The organism is Sciscionella sediminilitoris (genome assembly GCF_000737195.2).
Classification (GTDB): domain Bacteria; phylum Actinomycetota; class Actinomycetes; order Mycobacteriales; family Pseudonocardiaceae; genus Sciscionella; species Sciscionella sediminilitoris.
In genome coordinates this window covers 224,732-248,860 of record NZ_JALM01000020.1, presented here as the reverse complement: position 1 = coordinate 248,860, position 24,129 = coordinate 224,732, and the positions used below count along the sequence as shown (strand labels likewise).

Here is a 24,129-nt window from a genome sequence, read left to right as displayed (position 1 = left end):
GATTCGGTGAGCCGGTTCGACACCGCGACCGCGCAGCCGCGGGCAGACGGTCCGGTGCTGTTCATCGCGCGGACCATCGGGGAGATTCTCGCCCCGTGGGTGGTGCTGGTGCTGTTCGCGTTCGCGATCGGCCTGCGCGCCACGGACTACCGGATCGGCCCGGCCCTGCTCTGGGCCGCGGTACTGGCGGTGTTCAGCGCGCTGCTGCCGATGGTGTTCATCGTGCGCGGGGCCCGCGCGGGCAAATGGGACGGGCACCATGTGCGGGATCGCGCCGGGCGCACCGTTCCGCTGCTGGTGTGTTTCGCTTCTGCGGCGGCCGGGCTGCTCGTGCTGATCCTCGGCGGCGCGCCCCGGGCCATGATCCTCGCGGCGATCGCGATGGTGCTCACGCTGGCCGTGGTCTTCCCGATCACGCTGCGCTGGAAGATCAGCATGCACGCGGCGGTCTCGGCGGGCGCGGTAGCGATGCTGGCGTTCGTGTACTCGCCCTACGCCCTGTTCGGGCTGCTGGTGGTCGCGCTGATCTGCTGGTCCCGGGTCGTGGTCCGGCATCACACGCCCGCGCAGGTGTGCGCGGGCGCGGTGCTCGGTTTCGTGATCGCGCTCGGCGTTTTCCTGGTCGGCCAGCAGAGCCTGATCGGCGGTCAGTAGGTCAGGCCGGTCCGTTTCCTGGTGGCCAGGATCGGGGTGGTCTCGATGTTCGTGATCGCGGTGATCCCGCCGATGGTGTCGGTGAGGAACCGGTAGAGGGTGTCCAGGTCTTCGGTCGCGGCCGCCACGAGCAGGTTCGTGGCCCCGGTCGTCGCGGCGGCGAACCGCACCTCGGGGCGTTCGCTGAGCAGTTCCCCTGTCCGGTGCGCGCTGGCGGGCGGAACACTGAGCCACAGCAGGGCGTCCGCGCGCACGCCGAGCAGGGTGAGGTCGATCTCGGTCGCGAGCCGGATCGCCTGGTCCCGCACCAAGGCATCCAGCCTGCGGCGCACGGTGACCGCGGTGCTGCCGATCCGGTGCGCGAGCCGGGTATAGCCCGCCCGCCCGTCCTCGGCCAGTGCGGTGATGAGCTTCTCGTCCAGTGCGTCGAGGTCCGGTTTTCCGCGCGGCTGCCCGAGATCCGGGCACAGCGCGGTCATCTCGGCCGCGCTGAGCAGCCCCGCGGTCCAGCTGAAACTCCGCGGGAACACGCGCAGCAGCGTATAGGCGCGCCAGGAGTGCACCGCCGTGGTCGCGGGCAGATCGCGCAGCAGCAGCCGGACGCGCGCCTCCGGCCCGTCCAGGAAGGCGATCATGCTGATCTCGTCCCCGCTGCCGAGGATGTCCACCCACAGGGTGTCGCCGCGGTGCGCGAGGGTGCGCGCGATCTCCTGGATCCGGTTCGGCCGGCAGCGGACGCGCAATGCGAGCGGCACGTGATCGCCGAACGGGTTGCGCACGGCGGTGCTGCGCAGCACCCCGTCCGCGAACAACGGGCCCGTCCTGCGGACCACGGTGCGTTCGGAGAGGCCGAGGCAGGTGGCGATGGTGCGCAGCGGGGCGCGCGGGGCGGCGAGCAGCGCGGCCGCGATCCGCCGATCTGTCTCGTCGAGTTCTTGGCGCACAATCGGCATCCTAGACCAGCTCGATGTCATGTTTTCGCGATTCAGCGGCCTGAAACTGGCCACGAGCAGCGATACGGACCTAGAACGGGCGCAGCGGAAAGGAGCCGAGATGAGCAGTGAACCGGTCGTGGAAACCACTTCGGGAAAGGTGCGGGGGCGCGACCTCGGACAGGTGGGCGCGTTCACCGGGATTCCCTACGCGGCCTCGCCGGTCGGGCAGCGCAGGCTGGCCCCGCCGGTGCCGCACGAGGGCTGGACCGGGGTGCGCGCGGCGGAGGTTCCCGGGCCCGCGGTGCCGCAGAACGCCTCCCGCCTGGAAGCCGTGATGGGGCCGCGCACCCCGGACTGGGACGAGGACGGCTGCCTGAACCTGAACGTGTGGGCGCCTGCCGGGGCGCGCGATCTGCCGGTGCTGGTGTGGTTCCACGGCGGCGGGTTCAGCAGCGGCAGCGGCGGCTGGGACTGGTACGACGGGGCGCGCCTGGCCGAACTGGGCGGGATCGTCGTGGTGACCGCCAACTACCGGCTCGGCCCGCTCGGCTATCTGCACCTGCCCGAACTAGGCGCGGACAACCTCGGACTGCGCGATCAGGCCGCGGTACTGCACTGGGTGCACGAGAACATCGCCGCGTTCGGCGGGAATCCCGGGCTGTTGACCGTCGGCGGTCAGTCCGCCGGTGCGTACTCCAGCCTGTTGCTCGCCATGGAGGAACGCACCCGTCCGCTCAGTTCCCGGGTGATCCTGCAGAGCGGTCCGCTGGCGCTGTCCCCGATGGATCCGGAGCTCGCCACCGAGCGGGCCACGCGCTATCTGGAAATCCTCGGCACCGACGCCGCCGGGCTGCGCGCGGAACCGGTCACCGGGCTGCTCGCCGCCGCTGCCGAACTCGCCGCGGAGACCGCGCGGCCGGGTGAGGTCGCCCCGGCGCTGTATCCGGTGCTCGGCGGATTCGGCGCAGCGCGCGCACTGCCGGATGCCCTTGCCGAGGATCCCCTCGCCGGTCTCGACGTGCTCGTGGGCACCGTGCACGACGAGCTGACCGCCTTCGGTATCCGGGAACCGGGCGTGACCGCCGCGGGACTGGGCGCGGCTGGCCCGGATGCGCTCACCGAGCACCGCACCGGCCGGACCTACGTCTACCGCTTCGACCGGGTTCCCGACCCCGATCCGGGCGCGCTCGGCGCGACCCACTGTGCCGAGCTGCCGTTCCTGTTCGGCACCTTCGAGGCCTATCCGGACGCCGCGATGCTGGGCCCCGTCACCGAGGCCGATCACGCCCTGCACAAGGAACTGGCCGGGGCCGTCGCCGAGTTCGTGGCGACCGGCCGGGCGCCGTGGCCCGAACCGGTGCGCCACTTCGGTTAGCCGATGGTCGCGGTGTCGATCACGAAGCGGTAGCGGACATCGCTGTTCTTGACCCGCTCGTAGGCCTCGTTCACCTTCTCCGCGGAGATGACCTCGATCTCGGCCCCGATGCCGTGCTCGGCGCAGAAGTCGAGCATCTCCTGGGTTTCCGGGATCCCGCCGATCATCGAACCGGCCAGCTTCTTGTTCCCGCCGAGCAGCGAGAACATGTTGAAGCTCATCGGATCCGCGGGCGCGCCGACATTGGCGAGGGTGCCGTCCACGGCGAGCAGGCCGAGGTAGCGGTCAAGCGGGAGCTGTGCCGAGACGGTGTTCAGGATGACGTCGAATCGGCCGCGCAGTGTGTCGAACGTGGCTTCGTCGGAGGTGGCGTAGTAGTCGCTGGCCCCGAGCTTGAGCCCGTCCTCACGCTTTTTCAGGCTCTGGCTCAGCACGGTGACCTCGGCGCCCATGGCCGCCGCGAGCTTCACCGCCATGTGCCCGAGCCCGCCGAGCCCGATCACGGCCACCTTCTTGCCCGGGCCGACGTTCCACTGCCGCAGCGGGGAGTAGGTGGTGATGCCCGCGCACAGCAGCGGGGCGGCCACGTCGAGCCCGATGCCCTCCGGGATACGGCAGACGAACGCGTCCCGCACGACGACCTGCTTGCTGTAGCCGCCGTAGGTGGGCTCGCCATCGAAGCCGCGCGCGTTGTAGGTCTGCACATTGCCCTTGACGCAGAACTGTTCCCGGCCCGCCCGGCACTGCTCGCACTCGCCGCAGGAGTCGACCATGCAGCCGACCCCGACCCGGTCGCCGACCTGGTACTTGGTGACCGAGGAGCCGACCGCGGCCACCGTTCCGGCGATCTCGTGCCCGGGGACCATCGGGAAGATCGAACCTCCCCAGTCCTCGTCCACCTGGTGGATGTCGCTGTGGCAGATCCCCGCGTAGGCGATGTCGATCAGCACGTCGTCGGGGCGGAGTTCTCGCCGTTCGATGGTGGTCACGCCGAGCGGTTGTCCCGCACCGGGCGCGGCGATGGCAGGTGTAGCTGACACGAATTGCCTCCATGCATGAGTACGCACATTGCGATCGTTCTCCCCGTCCCCTAGAGTAAGAGCCCTCTTACATCGATGCAAGCTGGGATGGGGTGGTGTGGCTCATGCCCGGTGGGTACCACCACGGGCAGCTCCGCGAGGCCCTGGTGCGCGCGGGTCTCGAGCTGCTCGCCGAGCGTGGGGTCACGGGATTCTCGGTCGCCGAACTCGCCCGCCGCGCCGGGGTGAGCCCGGCCGCCCCGTACCGGCATTTCGCGAGCAAGGACGATCTGTTCGCCGCCGTGGCCCTGGTGATCGCCGACCAGCTCATCGAACGGGTACGCGCCGCGGTCGAGGCGCAGACCGATCCGGTGGAGAAGCTCGCGCACGCCGCGGGTGCCTACACCGAGTACTTCGCGCGCACCAGGGCCGGGCTGCACGTGCTGGTCACCGAGGAATTGCGGGCGCCCAACTATCCCGAGCTGCACGAGCGCAGCCGCGAGTTCAACGACCTGTTCCTGAATTCGGCCTTCGCGGTGAGTTCCGACGCACAATCGGCGCTCGCGCTGATGGAGCAGGTGTTCGCCCAGGCGCACGGATACGCCGCGTTCTATCTGGACGGAGTGTTTCCGCGCTATGGCGCGGGGGTTGCCGCGGTGGCCGCGAAATCCGTCGACGCCGCGCGTGTGGTGATCGAGTCCTACCGCGACCGCGGGTGATCCGCCGGGTTCGTGTACCGTCAATAGGGTTGCCCACGAGGGCGATCGTTCACCAGGTTCACCAGCCCGCGAGTACGCAGGCTTCCCGCTACGCCCCCCGGAGCACAACACATGGCGTCTCAACGCCCAGAAGACCTCCCCGGTTTCGCCGAACTCGGCCTGCCGGACACCCTCGTGGACGCGCTCGCCGCGCGCGGGGTGACCAAGCCGTTTCCCATCCAGGCCGCGACATTGCCCGATTCGCTCGGCGGACGGGATGTGCTCGGCAGGGGGCAGACCGGTTCCGGGAAGACCTACGCCTTCGCGCTCGCCGTGCTCGCCCGCCTCGCGGAGAGCACGACCCCGCGCCGCAGGGGCCGTCCGCGCGCGCTGATCCTGGCGCCGACGCGGGAACTGGCCACCCAGATCCACGACGCGATCGCCCCGCTCGCCGAGGCGCTGGCGCTGCGCACGCTGACCGTGTTCGGCGGGGTGCGCCCCAATCCGCAGATCAACGGGCTGCGCGCGGGCACCGATGTGCTCGTGGCCTGCCCAGGGCGGCTCAACGACCACATCGCCGCGGGCCACGCGAAACTGGACGCGGTCGAGATCACCGTGCTCGACGAGGCCGACCACATGGCCGATCTCGGATTCCTCCCGGTGATCCGCAAACTGCTCGAGCAGACCCCGCGCGAGGGGCAGCGGCTGCTGTTCTCCGCAACCCTGGACGGCGAGGTGGACGTGCTCGCCAAGCGTTTCCTCCAGGACCCGGTCACACACAGCATCGCCGAACCCGAGGTGCGCACGGGTGAGGTCGATCACCACGTACTGCGGGTGCGGCACGAGGACCGGGTGCCGATCGTGGCCGACCTGGCCGCCGCACCGGGACGCACCGTCGTGTTCACCCGCACCAAGCGCGGGGCGGCGCGGCTGGCCAAGAAGCTGGTCACCTCCGGGGTTCCCGCGGTCGAACTGCACGGCAACCTCGGGCAGAAGGCGCGGGAGAACAATCTCGCCGCGTTCTCCGGGGGCAAGGCGAGCACCCTGGTCGCGACCGACATCGCGGCGCGCGGGATCCACGTCGACGACGTCACCCTCGTCATCCACGCCGACCCGCCCGTCGAGCACAAGGCCTATGTGCACCGCTCCGGGCGCACCGCGCGGGCGGGCGCATCCGGGACGGTCGTGACCCTGATGACCGCGGACCAGGCCGCGGATGTGGCGAAGCTGACCCGCAAGGCGGGGATCGATGCCACGACCACGACGGTGCAGCTCGGGCACCCGTTCCTGAGTGAGCTGGTGCCGGGCAAGCGCGGGTTCTCCGCCCCGAAGGAGTCCGCGACCGAGCAGGAGACCGTGGCCGATGGCCCCGCACGGCGACCCCGGCGCGAGCAGCACACCCGGGGTGGTCCGGGTAACCGCAACGGCCAGGGCCGGGGCGGTCAGCCGAATCGCGGTGGCCAGGGGAGCAGGAACGGTCAGCGCACCCAGGACAACCGCGGTGACCAGGGCGCCCGGAACGGCCAGGGCGGCGGTCGCGGTCAGGGGAACCGGGCCGGACAGGGCAACCGGGGCCCGCAGGGCGGCTGGAGCGGCCAGGGCAATCGGACCACGCAGGGCAATCGGACCGGTCAGGACAACCGGACCGCGCACGGCAACCGGAGCGGCCAGGGCAACCGCGGTGCCACGGGGAACCGGGCGGGCCAGGGAAGCTGGGCTGGTCAGGGGAATCGAACCGCACAGGGCAGCCGGACCACGCAGGGCAGCCGGACCACGCAGGGGAACCGAACGGCACAGGGCAGCCGAACGGCGCAGGGGAACCGAACGGCGCAGGGCAACCGGGCCGCGCAGGGCAACCGCGGCGGCCAGGGTAACCGGCGCGGCGGCGCGCCGCAGTCGCGCGGCAACCGCCGCACCGCCGGGCGCGCGGGCTGACGTTCAGGAACGGTTGTTGAGCCGGGCGGCCTGCCGGGTCAGGTGATCGCGCTCGGCGAGGTTGCCCGCCTTGCCCGCCGCCTCGGCGTACAGCCGCGCCGCCGTCCCCGGATCGCCTTCGCGCTCGTACAGGTAGGCGGCCACCGCGGTATAGCGGGGCAGCGCCCCGTCCAGTTCCGCGAGTGCGGCCAGCCCGGCTCGCGGACCATCGGCCTCGCCGACCGCCACCGCGCGGTTGAGCAGTACGACCGGGCTGTCGGTCAGCCGTACCAGCTCGTCGTACCACTCCAGGATCTGCACCCAGTCGGTCTCGGCGGCGGTAGGCGCATCCGCGTGCAGTGCCGCGATCGCTGCTTGGGCCTGGAACTCGCCGAGCCGGTCGCGCGCCAGCGCCGCCTGCAGGATCCCGACGCCCTCGGCGATCATCGCGGTGTCCCACCGGCCGCGGTCCTGCTCGGCGAGCGGGATCAGGCTGCCGTCCGCGGCGGTCCGGCTCACCCGCCGGGCGTGGTGCAGCAGCATCAGCGCGAGCAGCCCGGAGACCTCGGGATGGTCGTAGCTGGCCGCGAGCAGCCTGGTGAGCCGGATCGCCTCGGCCGCGAGATCCACCGCCCCGGAGTACCCCTCGTTGAAGACCAGGTAGAGCACGCGCAGCACGGTGCCCACATCGCCTGGCCGGTCGAACCGCGCGCCGGACACGGTGCGCTTGGCGCGGCTGATGCGCTGCGCCATGGTCGCCTCGGGCACCAGATAGGCCTCGGCGATCTGCCTGGTGGTCAGCCCGCCGAGCGCGCGAAGGGTGAGCGCGACCGCGGAGGAGGGCGTCAGCGCCGGATGGGCGCACCGGAAATAGAGCCCGAGTGTGTCATCCACGGTTGACGCGGGCCCGGGTTCCGGTTCACCGTCCAGCAGATCCTCGCGCCTGCGCCGGGCGGTGTCGGCCCGGATCGTGTCCAGGAACCGGTTCCAGGCGACCGTGATCAGCCAGCCTTTCGGATCCCGCGGCGGATCCGTCGGCCAGGTTTCCAGTGCCCGCAGCAGCGCGTCCTGCACGGCGTCCTCGGCCGTCGCGAACTCGGCGCCGCGGCGGACGAGGACGCCGATCACCGCGGGAACGAGCTCCCGCAGCAGTTCCTCGTTCATTCGGGCACCGTCATTCGGTCACCGCCGGCCGCTCGGTCAGGAACGGGCGCAGTTCGAGCCATTCGTGGATCGGTTTCCCACCCGCCCCGGGCGCCGCGGACAGTTCCCCGGCCAGCTCCACGGCCCGCTCGTAGCTGTCCACGTCGATGACCATCCAGCCCGCGATCAGGTCCTTGGTCTCGGCGAACGGTCCATCGGTGACCGGCGGGCGACCCTCGCCGTCATAGCGGACGAAGGTGCCCTCCGGGGCGAGCGCCTGGGCGTCCACGAACTCACCGGTCTGCTCCAGCCGCGCCGCGAACTCGTCCATGTACCGCATGTGCGCCGAGATCTCCTCCGGCGTCCACTGGTCCATGGGCACGTTGTGCACCGCGGCCGGAGCGCCCCGGTAGTGCTTGAGCATCAGGTACTTGGCCATGAGGTTCTCCTCGGTGTCGGTCGTGACCCATTCTGGCCACGTTCGACCCGGGGACGGAGCCGTTCACCGATTCTCGACATCCCTGGCGGGAATTTCCTCCGCGGTTTTCTCCGCCGCCGTCACGAGCACCAGTGAACCGGCGAAGCTCGGCTGTGTGCGCAGCTGCCCGTACAGCCGGTCCCAGGTGCCGTCGGCGAGCTCGGCACGCAGTCGTTCCAGCCCGCGCTGCCGGGCCTGGTCCGGGACGAAGCTCCACGCCGAGCAGGCCTGCAGGGCCCGCGGGTCGAGGAAGGCTTCCGGGCGCCCGTAGTAGGCCTCGTTGAACCCGTCGGCGCAGTCCAGCGGCACGGGGATCACGGTGCTCGTGGTGTGTTCGCCGAGCCCGGCGCGCAGCCGCGCGATCGAGGGGTAGCGCCGGGCCTCCACCTCGATTACCTCGGGGACGTACTCGGCGAGCCAGAACCCGTGCAGCAAGTCCGGGTCGCAGGTCAGTACGAGTACCGGGCCCCTGCTGACCCGGCGCATCTCGCGCAGCCCCGCCTCCGGATCGCTCCACTGGTGCACGCTGAACGTGGTCATCGCGGCATCGAAGGAATCGTCCGCGAACGGCAGCTCCTCCGCGCTCGCGTCCACCACCGCGGTGGCATCCGCGCGCTGGGCCCGCATGGTCGCCGAGGGCTCGACCGCGGTGACCTCCCGATCGGCGGGTTCGTAGGAACCGGCGCCCGCGCCCACGTTGAGCACGGTGCGGGCGCCGCCGAGCGCGGCCTCGATGGGCGCGGCGATGCGCGGATCCGGGCGGCGGTAGTGCGCATAACCCGCGCCGATCCGCCCGTAGTCCGCGTCCCCCGCGCTGCCGTCGGTGTTCATGCGTCCTGCTCGGCGGGCTCCTCGATGAGATACGGGTGGATGATCCCCTCCTGCTCCGGGTACGGGCTGAACCAGTCCTCGAAGGCGGGACCGTGTGATTCGTCCGGTTCGTAGAGCCATTCGTGGTCGAGATTGGCGAACACCCGCGCGTCGAAGGCGGCGAGCATGCGCTCCACCGGGAGCTCGTCGAGCAGCCCGGCGAGGTCCAGCTGCCCGAGTGCGAGCGATTTGACCAGATGCAGGGCCAGTGCCTCCGCCGGGCACGAGGGACCCGGCCACTCCGGCCCGCAGAGCCGGTGCCCCAGGATCGCGGTGGTCACCAGGAACTGCTGGGCGAACAGGGCCGTGTACCGCTCCGCGTACCTGCCGGGCAGTTGGTCGAGCACCCACAGACCGTCCTGCTCGCTAACCGGTTCCTCGGTCTCGCGCAGGATCTGGATGTCGGCGAACAGCTCATCGGTGAGGATCTCCAGTCCCTCGAGCAGTGCCCCGGCCAGGTAGGCCGCGTGCCCCTCGGTGACCTCCTCGTCCTCGGTGCCGAACAGCTCCGGGCCAAGGGCGCGCAACCGCTCGGCATAGGAGAGCAGGTGGGTGCGCCGCTCGGCGAGGTCCTGGCCCTCCTCCGCTGCCTCTTCCTCCTTCTCGGCGGTCTGGTCGCCGTCCCCGTGTACCGCGGTGACCAGATCCGCGTCGCTGGCGGTCACCGCGCAGCGGGTGAGCTGCCAGCCGGGCAGCAGCGGGGTTTCGGCGAGCAGTTCACCGAGCACCGCGCGTGCCCCGTCCTCGGCGAAGGCCAGCGCGGGGGCCTCCACGACCATGGTGACCACCGCGCCGTCCGGTTGCCCGCTGACCTGGTGATCCAGCGGTTCCACGGCGACCCCGTCGGGTCCGTCGACCCCGGCGAGCGTGTCCAGTTGTTCGTCGATCAGCGTGACGACCCCGAGCTGCTGCAGCGGGTCCAGTTCGGGTGCACCCTGCGGTGCGGTGATCTCGGCGATGAGCTGATATTCCACGGCGAGCAGTCTTCCAGTACGGGCCGCTACCCGGCGAGTGAGGCCTTCTCCACCGCGCGCGCGATGAGCTGCTCCAGCTGACCGCGCACGATGCGCCACAGCGACTCGATGGACTCCGGGGAGCCGATCAGCCCGACGACGGCGACCCCGCGCACCGCGGAGAGCACGGTCAGCATGATCGGGTAGATGTCCTCGTTGCCCATCAGCTCGGGGAAGGTCTCGTCCAGCATTCCCCGGATCATCCCGATCAGCCTGCGGTTGAGCCCGGCCAGCCGGGCGCGCAGTTCGGGGTCGGTGCGACTGGCGATGGCGATCTCGGTCGCCGCCTTGAACGCGGGGGTGTCGTGCAGGTTCCACAGCCGGTCGAGCAGCAGCAGCGCGCGCTCGGTGGTGTCCGTCCCGCGCGGGGGATCCAGCCGCACCTGTTCGATGAGCTGATCCATCAGGTGCTCGAGCGCGGCCGCGACGAGTTCGGTCTTGGCGGAGAAGTGGTAGTTCTGCGCGCCTCTCGTCACCCCGGCGCGCAGGGCGATCTGCGCGGTCGTCACATTGCCGTAGCCGTGCTCGACGACGCAGTCGATCGTCGCCTCGAGCAGGGCCTGCCGCGTCTCGGCGCGCCGCTGGGCCTGTGTCCGCCTCGGAGCAGCCACGACTCACATCCCCTTCCCCTCAACTCGGCGGAGGATCTTACCTTCCCATTTACATACCGGCATGCCAGTATGTAACCTGGCCCCGGTCAGCGTCGACAGATCAGGAGTGGTCGTGGCGAACAAGGTGTACGTCATCGGTGTCGGGATGACGAAGTTCGAAAAGCCCGGCCGGGTGGAATGGGACTACCCGGAAATGGCGCGCCAGTCGGGAACGCGCGCGCTCGAGGACGCGGGGGTGTCCTACGAATCCGTACGGCGCGCGTTCGTCGGTTATGTGTACGGGGAATCCACCTCCGGGCAGCGCGCGGTGTATGAGCTCGGGCTCAGCGGTATCCCGATCGTGAACGTGAACAACAACTGCTCGACCGGTTCCACGGCGCTCTACATGGCGGCCGAGACGGTGCGCGGCGGGCTCGCCGACTGCGTGCTCGCGCTCGGTTTCGAGAAGATGAAATCGGGATCGCTGGGCACCACCTTCGACGATCGCGAGCAGCCGATGATGCGCCACATCCAGGCGCTGTGCGAGCTCTACGATCCGGTTTTCCCGCCCGCGCCGTGGATGTTCGGCGCCGCGGGCCGGGAACACATGAGCGAGCACGGCACCACGGCCGAGCAGTTCGCCAGGATCGGCCTGAAGAACCACAAGCATTCGGTGAACAATCCCTATTCGCAGTTCCAGGACGAGTACTCGCTCGAGGACATCCTCGGTTCGCGGGAGGTCTACGAACCGCTGACCAAGCTGCAGTGCTCGCCGACCTCGGACGGGTCCGCGGCCGCGGTGCTGGCCAGCGAGGCCTTCGTCGCCGAGCACGACCTCGCCGATCAGGCGGTGGAGATCGTCGGGCAGTCCATGACCACCGACTTCGCCTCCACCTTCGACGGCACCGCGAAGAACATCGTCGGCTGCGATATGACCGTGCAGGCCGCGCGGGAGGTGTACGAGCAGAGCGGGCTCGGCCCCGAGGACTTCCAGGTGATCGAGCTGCACGACTGCTTCTCGGTCAACGAGTTGCTGACCTACGAGGCGCTCGGCCTCTGCGCCCCGGGCGAGGGCGGGAAACTCGTGGACGACGGCGCGACGACCTACGGCGGCCGCTGGGTGGTGAACCCCTCCGGCGGGCTGATCTCCAAGGGGCACCCGCTCGGCGCGACCGGTCTCGCCCAGTGCGCCGAGCTTTCCTGGCAGCTGCGCGGAGAATCCCAGGCGCGCCAGGTTCCCGAGGTCTCGGCGGCACTGCAGCACAACATCGGTCTCGGCGGGGCCGCCGTGGTCACCGCCTACCAGCGCGCACAACGGTGAAGGAGTAACGCATGGGCAAGATCAACGCGTCGGTGCAGCTGAACGCCTCTCCGGACAAGGTGTGGGCACAGTTCTCGGATCCGAACAATTTCGAGAAGTGGCTGACGATCCACACGAAATGGAAGGGCGAGGTGCCCGGTGAGTTCGCCAAGGGGGCACAGGCGACCGAGGTGGTGACCATGCTCGGCATGCCGAACACCATCACCTGGACCGTGGACGAATTCGAGGCACCGAGCAAACTGTCCATCTCCGGGACCGGAATGGCGGGAGTCAAGGTCCGCTTCGACCTGAGCGTGGCCGCGTCCGAAGGTGGCACGCTGGCCACGATCGACGCCGAATTCGAGGGGCAGATGCTCACCGGGGCGCTCGGCAAGGCCGTGGAGAAAGACGGCAAGAACAACCTCGACGAATCCATGGCGAAATTCGCCGAACTGCTTGATTGAGGAGCGATGAGCGAAGAGCTGACATTCGACGAGTCCGGGCTGGACACCTGGAACGAGCCGAAGACCTTCGAGGTCACCAGGGAACGGATCGCGCAGTACGCGGAGGCCACCAACGATCCCGTTCCCGCGCACCGCGCCGGGGACCTCGCGCCTCCGGTGTTCGCGATCGTGCCGGTCTTCGAATCGTTGCTGGAGCCGGTGCTCGGGGTGGTTCCGCCGAGCACCATCGGCCGCGTGGTGCACGGGGAACAGGATTTCCGGTTCCACCGCCCGATCCGGCCCGGGGACCAGCTGGTCTCCAGGGGGAAGATGACCGGCTGGCACGGGACCGAGAAGGGCACCCCCGCCTGCGTGTACCTGGAAAGCCGCACCCCGGAGGGAGAACTGGTCACCGAGCAGTACGTGACCTTCTTCGTGCGCGGGTTCAACGCCGGGAACACGGTCGGCGAACAGGCACCGGAGCACCGCTTCCCCGAGGGACTGCGGGATTCCGCGCCGGTGGCGAAGGTGGTCGCGCACGTGGACGAGGACCAGACCTTCCGGTACAGCCCGGCCGCGGGTGACCCGATGCCGATCCACCTGGACGAGGAGGTCGCCAAACAGGCCGGGCTGCCCGGGATCATCGTGCACGGACTGTGCACCCAGGCGTTCACCTCCTGGGCGGTGCTCACCGAACTCGCCGGTTCGGAGACCGCGCGGCTGCGCAGGCTCGCGGTGCGATTCGCGAAGCCGGTGCTTCCCGGGCAGGACATCACGACGCGGATGTGGCGAGCAGGCGAGCAGGACGGCGTGACGAGCTACGCCTTCGAGACGACAGTGGGCGAGACCGTGGTCATCTCCGACGGCCTCGCCGAGATCACCGGATAGGAGCGAAGATTTCATGGGAGAACTCGACGGACGGGTCGCCGTCATCACCGGGGCCGGCCGGGGTATCGGCCGCGAGCACGCGCTGCTGTTCGCCAAGGAGGGCGCCAGCGTCGTGGTCAACGACCTCGGCGGGGCCAATGACGGATCGGGCACCGACGCCGGTCCCGCCCAGGAGGTGGTGGACGAAATCCGCGCCGCGGGCGGGAAAGCGGCCGCGAACACGGACAACATCGCCGAATGGGCGGGCGCGAAGAACCTCGTCGAGCAGGCGGTCGCGGAGTTCGGCAAGCTCGATGTGCTGGTGAACAACGCGGGCATCCTGCGCGATGCGTTCATCGCCGGGATCGAGGAATCCCAGTGGGACGCGGTGATCGCGGTGCACCTGAAGGGACATGCCGCGGTACTGCACCACGCGGCGGCGTACTGGAAGGCCAAATCCAAGGCGGGCGAACAACTTTCCGCCGCGGTGGTCAACACGGCCTCGGCCTCCGGGACCACGCTGCCGAACGCCGGTCAGGTCAACTACGGGGCGGCGAAGGCCGGGATCGCGGCCATGACCCTTGTCGCGGCACAGGAACTCGAACGCTACGGGGTCCGGGCCAATGCGATCGCCCCGATCGCCCGCACCCGGCTCACCCTGGCCACCCCCGGCATGGGCGCGATCTTCGGCCAGGAGGTCCCCGAGGGCGAGTTCGACGCGTTCTCCCCGGCGAACATCTCCCCGCTCGTGGCCTACCTGGCGACCGAGAAATGCCCGCACACCGGGCAGGTTTTCGCCGTGCAGGGCGGATCCATCCAGAAGCTGCAGGGCTGGTCGGTGGACAAGACCACCGAGACCGAGGGGCCGTGGACGATCACCGATGTCGCCTCGCGGCTCGGGGAATGGGCCTGATCGCATGATCGAATGGTCGGAAACCGAACTCCTGATCCGGGACTCGATCCGCGAGTTCATCGACAAGGAGGTCCGCCCGCGCACCGATGAACTCGAATCCGGGGAGCTTCCCCCGTACGAGGTCATCCGGAAGATGTTCGCCGCCTTCGGGATCGACGCGCTGGCCCGCGAGCAGACCACCAAGCTGCTGGAGAAACGCAAGCAGGGCAAGAAAAGCTCCGGCTCCGGTGGCGGATCGGCCTTCGGTGGCAACGAGTCCATGGCGATGATCGCGATCAGCGAGCTCGCCGGGGTGAGCCTGGGCATCGTGGTCTCCATGGGCGTCTCGATCGGGCTCACCGCGCAGACCATCATGAGCAAGGGCACCCTGGCCCAGCAGGAGCGCTGGCTGCCGAAGCTGTCCACCTTCGAACACGTCGGCGCCTGGGCGATCACCGAGCCGGACTCGGGCTCGGACGCGCTCGGCGGGATGAAGACCGTGGTCCGCAGGGACGGGGAGGGTTATGTCCTCAATGGACAAAAGACCTTCATCACCAACGGCCCGTACGCCGATGTGCTCGTGGTCTACGCCAAGCTCGACGAGGGCGACGGAACCCCGATGCGGGACCGCAAGGTGCTCTCCTTCGTGCTCGAATCCGGGATGCCGGGCCTGACCCAGGGCAAACCGTTCAAGAAGATGGGCATCATGTCCTCCCCGACCGGGGAACTGTTCTTCGACAACGTCCGGCTCGGGCGCGAGCACCTGCTCGGCGAGACCGAGGACCGGGCGAGCGGGGAGGACACCACCAGCGAGGTGAAGTCCAGCTTCACCCTCGAACGGGTCGGGGTGGCCGCGCTGTCGCTGGGCATCATCGAGGAATGCGTGCGGTTGTGCGTGGACTACGCGAACAACCGCACCCTGTGGGGCCGGGACATCGGCAGTTTCCAGCTCGTCCAGCTCAAGCTGGCGAACATGGAAGTCGCCCGGATCAACGTGCGCAATATGGTCTTCCACGCCCTGGAGGCCGGCCGCGCGGGCAAATCCCCGAGCCTCGCCGAGGCCTCGGCGATGAAGCTGTACTCCTCCCAGGCGGCGACCGAGGTCGCCATGGAGGCCGTGCAACTGTTCGGTGGCAACGGATACATGACCGAATACCGGGTGGAACAGCTCGCCAGGGACGCCAAGTCGCTGATGATCTACGCGGGCAGTAACGAAATACAGGTCACCCACATCGCCAAGGGGCTGCTCGGCAAATAGCGGGCTCCGTGGATGGCAGGATTGCCGCCATGGACCTCAAGCACTGGCTCGCGCACGGTATCGACGAGATCGGGAAGTGGGAGGCGGAGTACGGCGGCTTCGCCGCCCACCCCGCGCTCGAGGTCGGCGACGGCGAGTTCGGTGCCGCGTTCGGCGAACTGCTGGCCCGGCTGCGAGACAACTACCCGTTCTTCCATCCCCGGTACGCGGGCCAGATGCTCAAACCGCCGCACCCGGCCGCGGTAGCCGGGCAGCTGGCCGCGATGCTGATCAATCCCAACAACCACGCGCTGGACGGGGGACCGGCGACCGCGGCGATGGAACGCGAGGTGATCGCCGGGCTCGCCGTCATGTTCGGCTTCGGCACCCATCTCGGCCACCTCACCACCAGTGGCACCATCGCGAATCTCGAGGCCCTTTTCGTGGCGCGTGAACTGCGCCCGGGCACCGCGATCGCCTACAGCGCGGACGCGCACTACACGCACGCGCGGATGGCGCATCTGCTCGGCGTGCCCGCCCATCCGGTGGCCACCGACGCGGCAGGCCGGATGGACCTCGACGCGCTGGAATCCGTGCTGCGTACCGAGAACATCGGCACCGTCGTGCTCACCGCGGGCACCACCGGGCTGGGCGCGATCGACCCGGTCCACGAAGCGCTCGAACTGCGGGAGCGCTACGGGGTGCGGCTGCATGTGGACGCCGCGTACGGCGGATTCTTCATCCTGATCGCCGATGACGGACCCGATGGCGTGGCCGCCGCCCCGTACGCCGCGATCGCCTCCTGCGATTCGGTCGTCGTGGACCCGCACAAACACGGCCTGCAACCCTATGGCTGCGGTGCCGTACTGCACGCCGATCCCTCGGTCGGCCGGTTCTACCGGCACGATTCGCCCTATACCTACTTCACCTCGGACGAGCTGCATCTGGGCGAGATCTCGCTGGAGTGCTCGCGCGCCGGGGCCGCGGCCGCCGCGCTGTGGCTGACCATGCGGCTGCTCCCGCTCACCGCCGACGGGCTCGGCGCGGTGCTGCGGCCCGGCAGGCGCGCCGCGCTGCACTGGCACGAACTGCTCGCCGAGTCCGAAGTGCTCGCCCCCTACCAACGCCCCGAGCTGGACATCCTCGGCTACCTCCCGCGTGCGGAGCTACTCTCCGATGTGGACCGGATCAGTGCCGAGGTGCTGGAGAAGGGGATGACCGCCGAACCCGAGGACTCGGTTTTCCTCGCCACCTACGGGGTCAGCGCCGAGGCACTGGCCGCGCGCGGGCACCCGGTGCGGGCCGATCGGCCGAGCGGGCGCATCCTGCGCAGCGTGCTGATGAAACCCGAACACGAACCGTACAGCGATTGGCTGTGCGGACGGATAGAAGAACTGGTCAGCTCCTCGCGCGCGGGCTGAGTGCGGCCCTGCGCAACAGGGGATGCGCGGTGAGCACGTGCACCAGCGAGACCGGCGGCCAGATCAGCCGTGCCGCACCGGTGCGATAGCGCACGAAGGTGCCCCACACGATGCGGTCCCCGTCCGGCCAGAACACGTTGCGGGCGAGCATCAGGCCCGATTCCTGTTCGACAACCGCGGCGGTGCCGTCCGCCGAAACCAGGCGCCAGCCGAGCACGTGCCGCGCTGAACCGTTGGGGCCGAGCCGGAAACCCAGGGCCAGCGACCAGCCGGTGCGCAGGAAGGCACGCATGACCGGGGAACCGCCCTCGAAGACCGCGCGGGCCCACTGTTCCGGGGTGCGCTGCTCGGCGGTCCGCGCGGTGAACGCCACCGTGTCATCGCAGCCGGGCAGCGCGGCGAGCGCGTGCAACCGTTCCGGCACCTCGATCCTGCGCACGGTCATCGAACACCTCCGTTATTGGATTCATGTACAATAAGCGGACAGGCGGCTTCGGTCAACCATCGCTGAACTTGGAGTGTTCGTGCCCGCACCACGGAAACGGCTTTCCCCGCAGCAGCGCCGCGAGCACCTGCTCGAGGTGGGTGCCGAGCTGTTCACCACGCACCCCTATACCGAGGTCTCGATGGACGGTGCTGCCGAACACGCCGGGGTGTCCCGCGCGCTGCTGTATCACTACTTCCCCGGCAAGGCGGAGTACTTCGCCGCCGTGTACCAGCGTGCCGCCGATCGGTTGCTCGCCGGTATCGCGCTCGAGTCCGGTGCCGGGCTGGACGAACAGATCACCGCCGGGCTGGACGCGCACATCGAATTCTTCGCCGCGCATCCCGGGCTCGTACTTGAGGCGAACACCGGCGAGCCCGCGCGCGATCCCGTCGTGCAGGGCATCATCTCGGCGGAGCTGAACGAACTGCGCGCCCGCATGCTCGATGCGTACGGTTACACCGGGCACGAACGCGAACTCGCCTCGGCCGCGCTGCTGGCCTGGCTGGAATTCATCCGCGCGATGTGCGTGGAATGGTTGCGGAGCAAGGAGATCAGCAAGGAGGAAGTGCGCGCCACCTGTTTGCGCACCCTGCGCGCCGCGCTCGAATCGAGCGCCTGAGCGGATCGGGACCGGTCCCCGCCGGGACGTGTTCTCCTGATCGGTGCCATCGAGTCCGAACGGATAGCTCAGGAGGAAACACGATGCGCACATTGACTGCCATGGCCGCGGGCGCCTCCGTTGTCGCTGTAGGGCTGCTCGTCGCAACCGTGCCCGCATCCGCCGAGCCGGACCCGCCCGACTGTCCGAAAGGGAACGTCTGCGTGTTCTCGGTCGACGACGTCCAGGGACCGGCAGTGATCAAGACGACCGGAAACTGGTCCGGCTCCTATACCGTCGGGCCGAGCGGTTCCGTGGTGTTCAACAACGGCGCACCGCAGCCGGGGCTGGATCATGTCCAGGCGACCTGGATCTCGGACGGGAAGACTTTCGGCCGGTGCCTGCACAACAACCCGGGACCCGGCGACTACCGCGTCACCCTCACCCGGGACCTCATCCTGACCAGTCTGGTCTGGCGCGGCGAATGCGCCGACTGAACCGGCATGGCGCCTGCCGGAACACGCTCATTCGGGTCCCCACAACACTTCGGCGAGCTCGGGGTAATCGGTGATCCCGGTCAGATCGAGCGGGACCTCTTCGAACACGTCGAAATCGTGCAGCAGGGTGAATCCCAGCATGGTGCGCGCGAAGTCCGTCCCGCGGGCCCACCCTGCTGCGTCCAGTGCTGTGCCGAGCAGTTCGCGGTCGGCGCGGAAGGTGTTCAGGTGCAGCTGGACCAGCCCGTAGTACGGGTTTCCCGCGTACACGTCGTTGAAGTCGACCAGCCCGGTGAGCTCGGCGCGCTCGGTGTCCACGAACAGGTTGCGCCCGTGCAGATCGCCGTGCACGAAGGCGGGCGCACCGAGCAGTTCCCGGACCTCCGGCAGCTGTTCGGCGAGTGAATCGAGCAGTTCCGGGGCGAGGTACCCCCATTCCCGGTGTTCGGCGACGGTGACCGCGCGGCGCTCGGCGAGCAGTTCGGCGAACACCGGGGATTCCGGGCGCAGCAGCGAGTTCCCATTCAGTGGGAGCGCGCTGAGCCGGCGCAGCAGGGTGCCTGCCTGGGCGGCGAGGGCGAGTTCGGTTGTCCTGTCCGCTTTTCCGGCCGCCTCGGGCCACGGCCGCCCCGGTACGGCGGTGCACACCAGGAACGGCCAGTGCCAGTGCTCGCCGCCGGGGAAGAGGCTGCCGTTGGCCACCGGTTCGGGCACCGGCAGCCCCGACCCGGCGAGCACCTGGTAGGCCTCGGTCTCGGTGGCCAGGCTGTCGGGTCCGCACCAGTGCTCCCCGTAGAACTTCACCACGAAACCGTTGTCGCCGACCAATACCGGGTTCGTGCTCTCCCCGGGGACGGTGAACCGTTCCGGCTGGTCCAGCCCGGCCGAGTCGAGCGCGGTGCGCGCGTGCGGTTCCCAGAATTCGAGCGAATTCCGTAGCTCCGCGTACTCGTCCGGTGACTGGATCGCCTCCATGGGGCAAGGATAGCGTCCCGAGGAATGGACATCCGGGAAACCGGGCGCGGGCGCGCATTACGCTGCCGGACAGTGAGCTGAACGGAGGACGGATGGCGGTAATCGAGGCCGTGCGATCGGCCCAGCGACCGGTGATCGAGCGCGCACCCGCGGCACGGGCCGGAGTGGTCGCGGTCGGTGTTCTCCTCGCGGTCGCCCTCGGCGCCGCGGTGTTCAACGCGGCGGGCTGGAAGCTCACCCTGCTCTACGTGTTCGGGCTGCTGCTCGGGCTGGCGCTGTTCCACTCGCGGTTCGGGTTCACCTCGGCCTGGCGGCAGCTGGCGACGGTGGGACAGGGCACGGCGCTGCGTGCGCACATGCTGATGCTCGCGATCGCCTGCGTGCTGTTCTCCGTGGTGCTCGGCACCGGGACGAGTCTTTCCGGGGCACCGGAGGGGAATGTGCTTCCCGCGGGTGTCGGTGTCGCGCTCGGCGCCTTCCTGTTCGGGGTGGGCATGCAGATCGGCGGTTCCTGCGCGTCCGGCACCCTGTTCGCGGTGGGCAGCGGGCAGACCGCGATCATCTACACGCTCGGCGGGTTCATCCTCGGCTCGATCGCGAGCGCCTTCGCGGCGAACTGGATCACCACGCTGCAGAAGATCGGCCCGACGGTCTCGTTCGCCGACACTCCGCTCGGTTATCCGGGCGCGGTGCTGATCTCGTTCGCGATCATCGGCGTGATCGTCGGGATCTCGATTCTGGTGCAGCGTAAGCGCAATCCACCGCCCGCGGGGCGGCCGCCCTCGGCCCGCGGGATCGCGCGAGTGCTGCGCGGTTCCTGGCCGCTGTGGGCTGGCGCGGTCGTACTCGCCGTGCTCAACGCGGCGACCCTGTTCGTCTCCGGGGGACCGTGGGGCATCACCTCCGCGTTCAGCCTGTGGGGCGCCAAACTGTCCGGCTGGCTCGGCATCGACATCTCCGGCTCCGCGTACTGGCGGGTGCCCGAGCACGCCGCGAAACTGGACGCCTCGGTGCTCGCGGACAAGACCTCGGTGATGGACTTCGGGATCATGATCGGCGCGCTGATCGCCTCCGCGCTGGCCGGTGCGTTCATCCTGCACCGCAATGTGCCCTGGCGTACCGCGCTCGGGGCCGTGCTCGGCGGGATCCTGATGGGTTTCGGCGCGCGCATGGCGGGCGGCTGCAATATCGGTGCCTACTTCTCCGGTATCGCCTCGTTCAGCCTGCACGGCTGGCTGTGGGGGATCATGGCGGTCGGCGGTACCTACGCGGGCATCCTGCTGCGTCCGGCATTCGGCCTGACGAACCCGAAACCGAGCGACTCGATCTGCTAGCTCTTTTCTCAGCGGCGTAACCGCTTTCGCCACCCGGAGCCCGCCACGATCATTCCTAGGCGAAGCGCATACCGTCCTCGATCCGCCCGTGCCGCAGTAGCAGCACATCGCGCAGGTAGTTCTGGTTCAGCCGCCAGGGTTTCTTCGGCCCCTGCATGGGCAACTCGTCGATACTACGGCGCACGTAGCCGGAGTGCAGGTCGATCAGCGGCGTCGTGCGCGTCACCCGCCCGGGCGCGTGCGGGGTGCCCATCCGGTAGCCGCGGGCGTCCATGTGCCCGATCAGGCGGCAGACGTAGTTCGCGACCAGATCGGCCTTGAGCGTCCAGGAGGCGTTCGTGTACCCGATGGTGAGTGCGAAGTTCGGCACACCGGACAACATCATTCCCTTGTACGCCAAGGCATTCCCCGGGTGCACCGGCCGGGAGTCCACGAGCAGTTCCATCCCGCCGAGCAGCTGGAGATTCAGCCCGGTCGCGGTGATCACGATATCGGCGGCGAGCTCGGTGCCCGAGGACAGCCGCACCCCGCCGGCGGTGAACGTCTCGATGGTGTCGGTGTGCACCTTCGCGGTTCCGCAGCGCAGCGCGGCGAACAGGTCCCCGTCGCCCGCGAAGCACAACCGCTGGTCCCAGGGCTGGTAGCGGGGATTGAAGTGCGTGTCGACCGGGTAATCGGCGCCGAGCGCGCGCTGGTTCGCGGTACGGATGAGCCCGCGCACGAATCCGGGGCGCAGCCTGCTCAGCTTGAAGAAGGCCAGCGCGGTCAGGATGTGTTTCCACCGCACGAGCGGATAGGCCAGCCGGGTGCCGAGCAGCCGGGTGAGCCGGACCGCGGTGTTGTCGGTGGACGGCAGCGGGAGCACATAGCTCGGCGACCGCTGCAGCATGGTCACCTGTTCCGCGGTCTCGGCCAGTTCCGGGACCAGGGTCACCGCGGTGGCCCCGCTGCCGATCACCAGCACCCGTTTTCCCGCGTGGTCCAGGTCTTCCGGCCAGTGCTGCGGGTGCACGAGCGTTCCGGTGTACTGCTGGACACCGGGGAACTCCGGGGTGAATCCCTTGTCGTAGCGGTAATACCCGGTGTTGGCGAACAGGAATCCGCAGCTGATCCTGGTCGTCTCGCCCGCGTGCTGTACCTCGACCGTCCAGCGCGCCGTGCTCGTGGACCATTCGGCGCGCACCGCGCGGTGGCCGAACCGGATGTGTCCGGTGATCCCGTGTTCGTCCGCGGTGTGCCGCACGTATTCCCGGATGGATTCCCCGTCGGCGAGCGAACGCGCGGACGGCCAGGGCGCGAATCCGTAGCCGAGGGTGAACATGTCCGAATCCGAGCGCACTCCCGGATAACGGAACAGGTCCCAGGTTCCGCCGATCGCCGAACGCGCCTCGAGCACCGCGAAACTCTTGCCCGGATGCGTGGCGCGCAGGCGGCAGGCCGCGCCGATCCCGGAAAGCCCGGCACCGATGATGAGCACGTCGACGTGTTCGTCCACTGCCATCACCGGACCGCCACGGGGAGTTCCCGGAGACCGCGCAGCACGATGTTGTCCTTCCATGCCGGGGTACCGGCGAGCCGGAGCCCGGGAACGCGTTCGAGCAGGGTGCGGAGCACGATCCGGCCCTCCAGCCGGGCCAGCGGTGCGCCGAGGCAGAAGTGCACGCCCTGGCCGAACGCGAGATGCTTCGCAGGATTGCGGGCGATGTCGAAGTTCTCGGGTTCGGCGAACACATCCGGATCGCGGTTGGCCGAGCCGACGAGCAGGATCATCGCCGCACCACGCGGAATCGGCACCTCGCCGACCTCGGCGTCCTCCCTGGCGAGGCGCATGGTCATCTGCACGGGGGAGTCGTACCGCAGCAGTTCCTCGACCGCGGCCTCGGCCCGTTCGGGTTCCGCGCGCAGCAGGGCGAGCTGGTCCGGATGGCGCAGCAGCGCGAGTGTTCCGTTCCCGATGAGGTTCACCGTGGTCTCGTGCCCGGCGATCAGCAGCAGAATGCAGGTCGCGATCAGGTCGTGCTCGGCGAGCCCGGGAACGGCGAGCAGTCCGGAGATCAGGTCCTCGCCGGGATGCGCGCGGCGCTCGGCCGCGAGCGAGCGCAGATACTCGCCGAATTCGAGCCGGGCCGCGAGTTGTTTCTCGCGGAGCCCTTCGGGCATGAGGAAATCCGGGTCCAGGCCCCTGGCCATGGCATGCGACCAGCGCACGAACTGTTCCCGGTCCGCATCGGGAATGCCGAGCAGTTCGCTGATCACCGCGACCGGGAGCGGATAGGCGAGCTCGTCGATCAGGTCGAACGGTTCGCCGCGCTCGAGGATCCCGTCCAGCAGCCGTGCGGTGATCTCCTCGATGCGCGGGGCGAGCTCGGCGACCGTGCCACGAGTGAACGCCTTGCTGACCAGTTTGCGCAACCGGGTGTGCTCGGGCGGGTTCTGCACGAGGAATGAGCGCACCGGCCTGCCGTGCTCGTCGAGCAGGGATTCCGGGAGCTCGTCGGGGCTTCGGCGCAGTGCGAGCGCCTGATCCGGTTCCGCGTGCCCGAACCTGTTGTCCCGCATCACCGCGGCGCAGTCGGTTTGCCTGGTGAGTACGAACAGGGCGTCCGCGGCCTCGAGGATCGGGGAATTCTCCCGCAGCGACCGGTATCCCGGGTAGGGATCGGCGCGCCGGGCCGGATCGAAGAGTGCCTGCAGTGCCGTGTCCTGGGTGGCGGTCATGCTGTGCCCTCCGTGTGCTCGATGCCGGTGAACAACCACTGCAGGGCGCTGGCGAACAGTTCGGGTGGCGTGCTCGCCGGATCCACCCTGCGCCGTCGCACGAGCCCTTGGAACAACGCGAAGACCACCGTGGCCACGGTGTCCGGGGGGACCCCGTGAGTGTCCACGGATTCGGTGATCAGCCGGGCGAGCGCGGCGTGCGGTTCGCGCATCTGCTCGGCCATGGTGTCCAGCACGTGCGGATTGCGCACCGCGTAGAGCCAGAACTCGGCCTGCAGCGGCGCGAAATCCGCGTCCTTGTCCGCGAGGTCCACCAGGTATTGGCTGATCGCCCGCAACGGATCGGTCGCCGTCACCGCGCCCTCGCGCACCATCTCCTCGGCGGCCGCGATCTGACTGCTCGCCCGGGTGGAGAGCAGTTCGAGGAACAGTTGTTCCTTGCCGCCGAAGTTGGCGTACAGCGCGCCGATCGTGAACCCCGCCGCCTCGGCGATCTCCTCCACCGTGGCGCCGTGGAATCCCTTGCGGGCGAAGGTGAGCGCGGCCGCGTCCAGCAGCAGCTCCCGGGTGCGGATCTTGGCCTCGGCTCGGCTCATCCGGCGATTCACATAGTCAACGCTATTCGAATAGCGGCTGCTATGCAAGTGCCGATGACCGATATTGCGCGGTAA

At 69.3% G+C, this 24,129-nt stretch carries 25 protein-coding genes; 13 read left to right on the top strand and 12 right to left on the bottom strand.

Features of this window, described 5'->3' with window-relative positions; genetic code table 11:
* Positions 1 to 6 precede the first annotated feature (6 nt).
* Positions 7 to 654: a phosphatase PAP2 family protein gene (locus tag AD72_RS11165; protein WP_031466396.1), complete on the top strand. Its 648-nt coding sequence runs from the start codon at positions 7 to 9 to the stop codon at positions 652 to 654.
* Here the strand turns inward: AD72_RS11165 and AD72_RS11160 are convergent.
* On the bottom strand, positions 648 to 1,607 hold the full coding sequence (locus AD72_RS11160) for an Lrp/AsnC family transcriptional regulator (protein WP_031466395.1): 960 nt from the start codon (positions 1,605 to 1,607) through the stop codon (positions 648 to 650). The two genes, AD72_RS11165 and AD72_RS11160, sit on opposite strands and share 7 nt — an antisense overlap.
* A gap of 100 nt (positions 1,608 to 1,707) precedes the next feature.
* Between AD72_RS11160 and AD72_RS11155 the strand changes: the two genes are divergently transcribed.
* Positions 1,708 to 2,964 carry a carboxylesterase family protein gene (locus AD72_RS11155; RefSeq protein ID WP_031466394.1) on the top strand — a complete coding sequence of 419 codons (1,257 nt, stop codon included), beginning with the start codon at positions 1,708 to 1,710 and terminating at the stop codon, positions 2,962 to 2,964.
* On the opposite strand, the gene AD72_RS11150 is transcribed toward AD72_RS11155, so the two are convergent.
* Complete coding sequence (locus AD72_RS11150; RefSeq protein ID WP_031466393.1) at positions 2,961 to 4,004, bottom strand: NAD(P)-dependent alcohol dehydrogenase; 1,044 nt, start codon at positions 4,002 to 4,004, stop codon at positions 2,961 to 2,963. The two genes, AD72_RS11155 and AD72_RS11150, sit on opposite strands and share 4 nt — an antisense overlap.
* 104 nt (positions 4,005 to 4,108) lie before the next feature.
* Between AD72_RS11150 and AD72_RS11145 the strand changes: the two genes are divergently transcribed.
* Together AD72_RS11145 and AD72_RS11140 are read left to right on the top strand one after the other, a co-directional pair.
* Positions 4,109 to 4,702: a TetR/AcrR family transcriptional regulator gene (locus AD72_RS11145; protein ID WP_231644788.1), complete on the top strand. Its 594-nt coding sequence runs from the start codon at positions 4,109 to 4,111 to the stop codon at positions 4,700 to 4,702.
* 111 nt (positions 4,703 to 4,813) lie between these two features.
* Complete coding sequence (locus tag AD72_RS11140) at positions 4,814 to 6,616, top strand: DEAD/DEAH box helicase (protein ID WP_037345347.1); 1,803 nt, start codon at positions 4,814 to 4,816, stop codon at positions 6,614 to 6,616.
* A 3-nt stretch (positions 6,617 to 6,619) separates the two neighbouring features.
* Here AD72_RS11140 and AD72_RS11135 read toward each other — a convergent pair whose 3' ends face one another.
* From AD72_RS11135 to AD72_RS11115, 5 genes are all read right to left on the bottom strand, one after another.
* Entirely contained in the window at positions 6,620 to 7,759 is a 1,140-nt protein-coding gene (locus AD72_RS11135; protein WP_031466390.1) for an RNA polymerase sigma factor, read from the bottom strand.
* A 10-nt stretch (positions 7,760 to 7,769) separates the two neighbouring features.
* A complete protein-coding gene (locus AD72_RS11130) occupies positions 7,770 to 8,177 on the bottom strand; it encodes a YciI family protein (protein ID WP_031466389.1) in 408 nt (135 codons plus the stop codon).
* Positions 8,178 to 8,240: 63 nt separating this feature from the next.
* Positions 8,241 to 9,047 carry a class I SAM-dependent methyltransferase gene (locus AD72_RS11125; protein WP_051898488.1) on the bottom strand — a complete coding sequence of 269 codons (807 nt, stop codon included), beginning with the start codon at positions 9,045 to 9,047 and terminating at the stop codon, positions 8,241 to 8,243.
* Positions 9,044 to 10,060: a hypothetical protein gene (locus AD72_RS11120; protein ID WP_031466387.1), complete on the bottom strand. Its 1,017-nt coding sequence runs from the start codon at positions 10,058 to 10,060 to the stop codon at positions 9,044 to 9,046. Before AD72_RS11120 ends, AD72_RS11125 begins: the two co-directional genes overlap by 4 nt.
* Positions 10,061 to 10,086: 26 nt before the next feature.
* Positions 10,087 to 10,710: a TetR/AcrR family transcriptional regulator gene (locus AD72_RS11115; protein WP_051898487.1), complete on the bottom strand. Its 624-nt coding sequence runs from the start codon at positions 10,708 to 10,710 to the stop codon at positions 10,087 to 10,089.
* A gap of 112 nt (positions 10,711 to 10,822) precedes the next feature.
* On the opposite strand from AD72_RS11115, the gene AD72_RS11110 reads away from it, so the two are divergent.
* The 6 genes from AD72_RS11110 to AD72_RS11085 are packed head-to-tail and all read left to right on the top strand — an operon-like array spanning position 10,823 to position 16,849.
* Positions 10,823 to 12,010, top strand: coding sequence for a lipid-transfer protein (locus AD72_RS11110; protein WP_031466385.1), 1,188 nt, complete (start codon positions 10,823 to 10,825; stop codon positions 12,008 to 12,010).
* A gap of 11 nt (positions 12,011 to 12,021) precedes the next feature.
* Positions 12,022 to 12,453, top strand: a complete 432-nt coding sequence (locus AD72_RS11105) for a type II toxin-antitoxin system Rv0910 family toxin (RefSeq protein WP_031466384.1) — start codon at positions 12,022 to 12,024, stop codon at positions 12,451 to 12,453.
* A gap of 6 nt (positions 12,454 to 12,459) precedes the next feature.
* Positions 12,460 to 13,320, top strand: coding sequence for a MaoC/PaaZ C-terminal domain-containing protein (locus AD72_RS11100; RefSeq protein ID WP_031466383.1), 861 nt, complete (start codon positions 12,460 to 12,462; stop codon positions 13,318 to 13,320).
* A gap of 13 nt (positions 13,321 to 13,333) precedes the next feature.
* Positions 13,334 to 14,212, top strand: a complete 879-nt coding sequence (locus tag AD72_RS11095) for an SDR family oxidoreductase (RefSeq protein WP_031466382.1) — start codon at positions 13,334 to 13,336, stop codon at positions 14,210 to 14,212.
* A 4-nt stretch (positions 14,213 to 14,216) separates the two neighbouring features.
* Positions 14,217 to 15,449 carry an acyl-CoA dehydrogenase family protein gene (locus AD72_RS11090; protein ID WP_031466381.1) on the top strand — a complete coding sequence of 411 codons (1,233 nt, stop codon included), beginning with the start codon at positions 14,217 to 14,219 and terminating at the stop codon, positions 15,447 to 15,449.
* Positions 15,450 to 15,478: 29 nt separating this feature from the next.
* On the top strand, positions 15,479 to 16,849 hold the full coding sequence (locus AD72_RS11085) for a pyridoxal phosphate-dependent decarboxylase family protein (RefSeq protein ID WP_031466380.1): 1,371 nt from the start codon (positions 15,479 to 15,481) through the stop codon (positions 16,847 to 16,849).
* Here AD72_RS11085 and AD72_RS11080 read toward each other — a convergent pair.
* Positions 16,827 to 17,294: a hypothetical protein gene (locus AD72_RS11080; RefSeq protein WP_051898486.1), complete on the bottom strand. Its 468-nt coding sequence runs from the start codon at positions 17,292 to 17,294 to the stop codon at positions 16,827 to 16,829. The two genes, AD72_RS11085 and AD72_RS11080, sit on opposite strands and share 23 nt — an antisense overlap.
* Before the next feature lie 79 nt (positions 17,295 to 17,373).
* Between AD72_RS11080 and AD72_RS11075 the strand changes: the two genes are divergently transcribed.
* Positions 17,374 to 17,955: a TetR/AcrR family transcriptional regulator gene (locus tag AD72_RS11075; RefSeq protein WP_231644787.1), complete on the top strand. Its 582-nt coding sequence runs from the start codon at positions 17,374 to 17,376 to the stop codon at positions 17,953 to 17,955.
* Positions 17,956 to 18,038: 83 nt separating this feature from the next.
* On the top strand, positions 18,039 to 18,431 hold the full coding sequence (locus tag AD72_RS11070) for a hypothetical protein (protein WP_031466377.1): 393 nt from the start codon (positions 18,039 to 18,041) through the stop codon (positions 18,429 to 18,431).
* Positions 18,432 to 18,458: 27 nt separating this feature from the next.
* Here the strand turns inward: AD72_RS11070 and AD72_RS11065 are convergent, their stop codons facing one another.
* Positions 18,459 to 19,406: a phosphotransferase family protein gene (locus AD72_RS11065; RefSeq protein ID WP_031466376.1), complete on the bottom strand. Its 948-nt coding sequence runs from the start codon at positions 19,404 to 19,406 to the stop codon at positions 18,459 to 18,461.
* A gap of 92 nt (positions 19,407 to 19,498) precedes the next feature.
* Here AD72_RS11065 and AD72_RS11060 point away from each other — a divergent pair, with 92 nt between their 5' ends.
* The gene (locus tag AD72_RS11060) at positions 19,499 to 20,740 is read left to right on the top strand and encodes a YeeE/YedE family protein (protein WP_031466375.1); all 1,242 of its coding nucleotides are present in this window, start codon (positions 19,499 to 19,501) and stop codon (positions 20,738 to 20,740) included.
* 55 nt (positions 20,741 to 20,795) lie between these two features.
* On the opposite strand, the gene AD72_RS11055 is transcribed toward AD72_RS11060, so the two are convergent.
* The 3 genes from AD72_RS11055 to AD72_RS11045 are packed head-to-tail and all read right to left on the bottom strand — an operon-like array spanning position 20,796 to position 24,054.
* Entirely contained in the window at positions 20,796 to 22,241 is a 1,446-nt protein-coding gene (locus AD72_RS11055) for a flavin-containing monooxygenase (protein WP_031466374.1), read from the bottom strand.
* The gene (locus AD72_RS11050; RefSeq protein ID WP_031466373.1) at positions 22,241 to 23,458 is read right to left on the bottom strand and encodes a cytochrome P450; all 1,218 of its coding nucleotides are present in this window, start codon (positions 23,456 to 23,458) and stop codon (positions 22,241 to 22,243) included. Before AD72_RS11050 ends, AD72_RS11055 begins: the two co-directional genes overlap by 1 nt.
* Positions 23,455 to 24,054 carry a TetR/AcrR family transcriptional regulator gene (locus tag AD72_RS11045; RefSeq protein WP_031466372.1) on the bottom strand — a complete coding sequence of 200 codons (600 nt, stop codon included), beginning with the start codon at positions 24,052 to 24,054 and terminating at the stop codon, positions 23,455 to 23,457. The genes AD72_RS11050 and AD72_RS11045 overlap by 4 nt, the downstream gene beginning before the upstream one ends.
* Positions 24,055 to 24,129: the final 75 nt, after the last annotated feature.

Excerpts from the sequence above, each read along its gene's own strand:
- AD72_RS11130 (WP_031466389.1), bottom strand. The coding sequence starts at position 8,177 with ATGGCCAAGTACCTGATGCTCAAGCACTACCGGGGCGCTCCGGCCGCG.
- AD72_RS11090 (WP_031466381.1), top strand. The coding sequence starts at position 14,217 with ATGATCGAATGGTCGGAAACCGAACTCCTGATCCGGGACTCGATCCGC.
- AD72_RS11070 (WP_031466377.1), top strand. The coding sequence starts at position 18,039 with ATGCGCACATTGACTGCCATGGCCGCGGGCGCCTCCGTTGTCGCTGTA.
- AD72_RS11160 (WP_031466395.1), bottom strand. The coding sequence starts at position 1,607 with ATGCCGATTGTGCGCCAAGAACTCGACGAGACAGATCGGCGGATCGCG.
- AD72_RS11045 (WP_031466372.1), bottom strand. The coding sequence starts at position 24,054 with ATGAGCCGAGCCGAGGCCAAGATCCGCACCCGGGAGCTGCTGCTGGAC.
- AD72_RS11085 (WP_031466380.1), top strand. The coding sequence starts at position 15,479 with ATGGACCTCAAGCACTGGCTCGCGCACGGTATCGACGAGATCGGGAAG.
- AD72_RS11125 (WP_051898488.1), bottom strand. The coding sequence starts at position 9,047 with ATGAACACCGACGGCAGCGCGGGGGACGCGGACTACGGGCGGATCGGC.
- AD72_RS11135 (WP_031466390.1), bottom strand. The coding sequence starts at position 7,759 with ATGAACGAGGAACTGCTGCGGGAGCTCGTTCCCGCGGTGATCGGCGTC.
- AD72_RS11065 (WP_031466376.1), bottom strand. The coding sequence starts at position 19,406 with ATGGAGGCGATCCAGTCACCGGACGAGTACGCGGAGCTACGGAATTCG.
- AD72_RS11105 (WP_031466384.1), top strand. The coding sequence starts at position 12,022 with ATGGGCAAGATCAACGCGTCGGTGCAGCTGAACGCCTCTCCGGACAAG.
- AD72_RS11145 (WP_231644788.1), top strand. The coding sequence starts at position 4,109 with ATGCCCGGTGGGTACCACCACGGGCAGCTCCGCGAGGCCCTGGTGCGC.
- AD72_RS11100 (WP_031466383.1), top strand. The coding sequence starts at position 12,460 with ATGAGCGAAGAGCTGACATTCGACGAGTCCGGGCTGGACACCTGGAAC.
- AD72_RS11060 (WP_031466375.1), top strand. The coding sequence starts at position 19,499 with ATGGCGGTAATCGAGGCCGTGCGATCGGCCCAGCGACCGGTGATCGAG.
- AD72_RS11080 (WP_051898486.1), bottom strand. The coding sequence starts at position 17,294 with ATGACCGTGCGCAGGATCGAGGTGCCGGAACGGTTGCACGCGCTCGCC.
- AD72_RS11140 (WP_037345347.1), top strand. The coding sequence starts at position 4,814 with ATGGCGTCTCAACGCCCAGAAGACCTCCCCGGTTTCGCCGAACTCGGC.
- AD72_RS11095 (WP_031466382.1), top strand. The coding sequence starts at position 13,334 with ATGGGAGAACTCGACGGACGGGTCGCCGTCATCACCGGGGCCGGCCGG.
- AD72_RS11055 (WP_031466374.1), bottom strand. The coding sequence starts at position 22,241 with ATGGCAGTGGACGAACACGTCGACGTGCTCATCATCGGTGCCGGGCTT.
- AD72_RS11050 (WP_031466373.1), bottom strand. The coding sequence starts at position 23,458 with ATGACCGCCACCCAGGACACGGCACTGCAGGCACTCTTCGATCCGGCC.
- AD72_RS11155 (WP_031466394.1), top strand. The coding sequence starts at position 1,708 with ATGAGCAGTGAACCGGTCGTGGAAACCACTTCGGGAAAGGTGCGGGGG.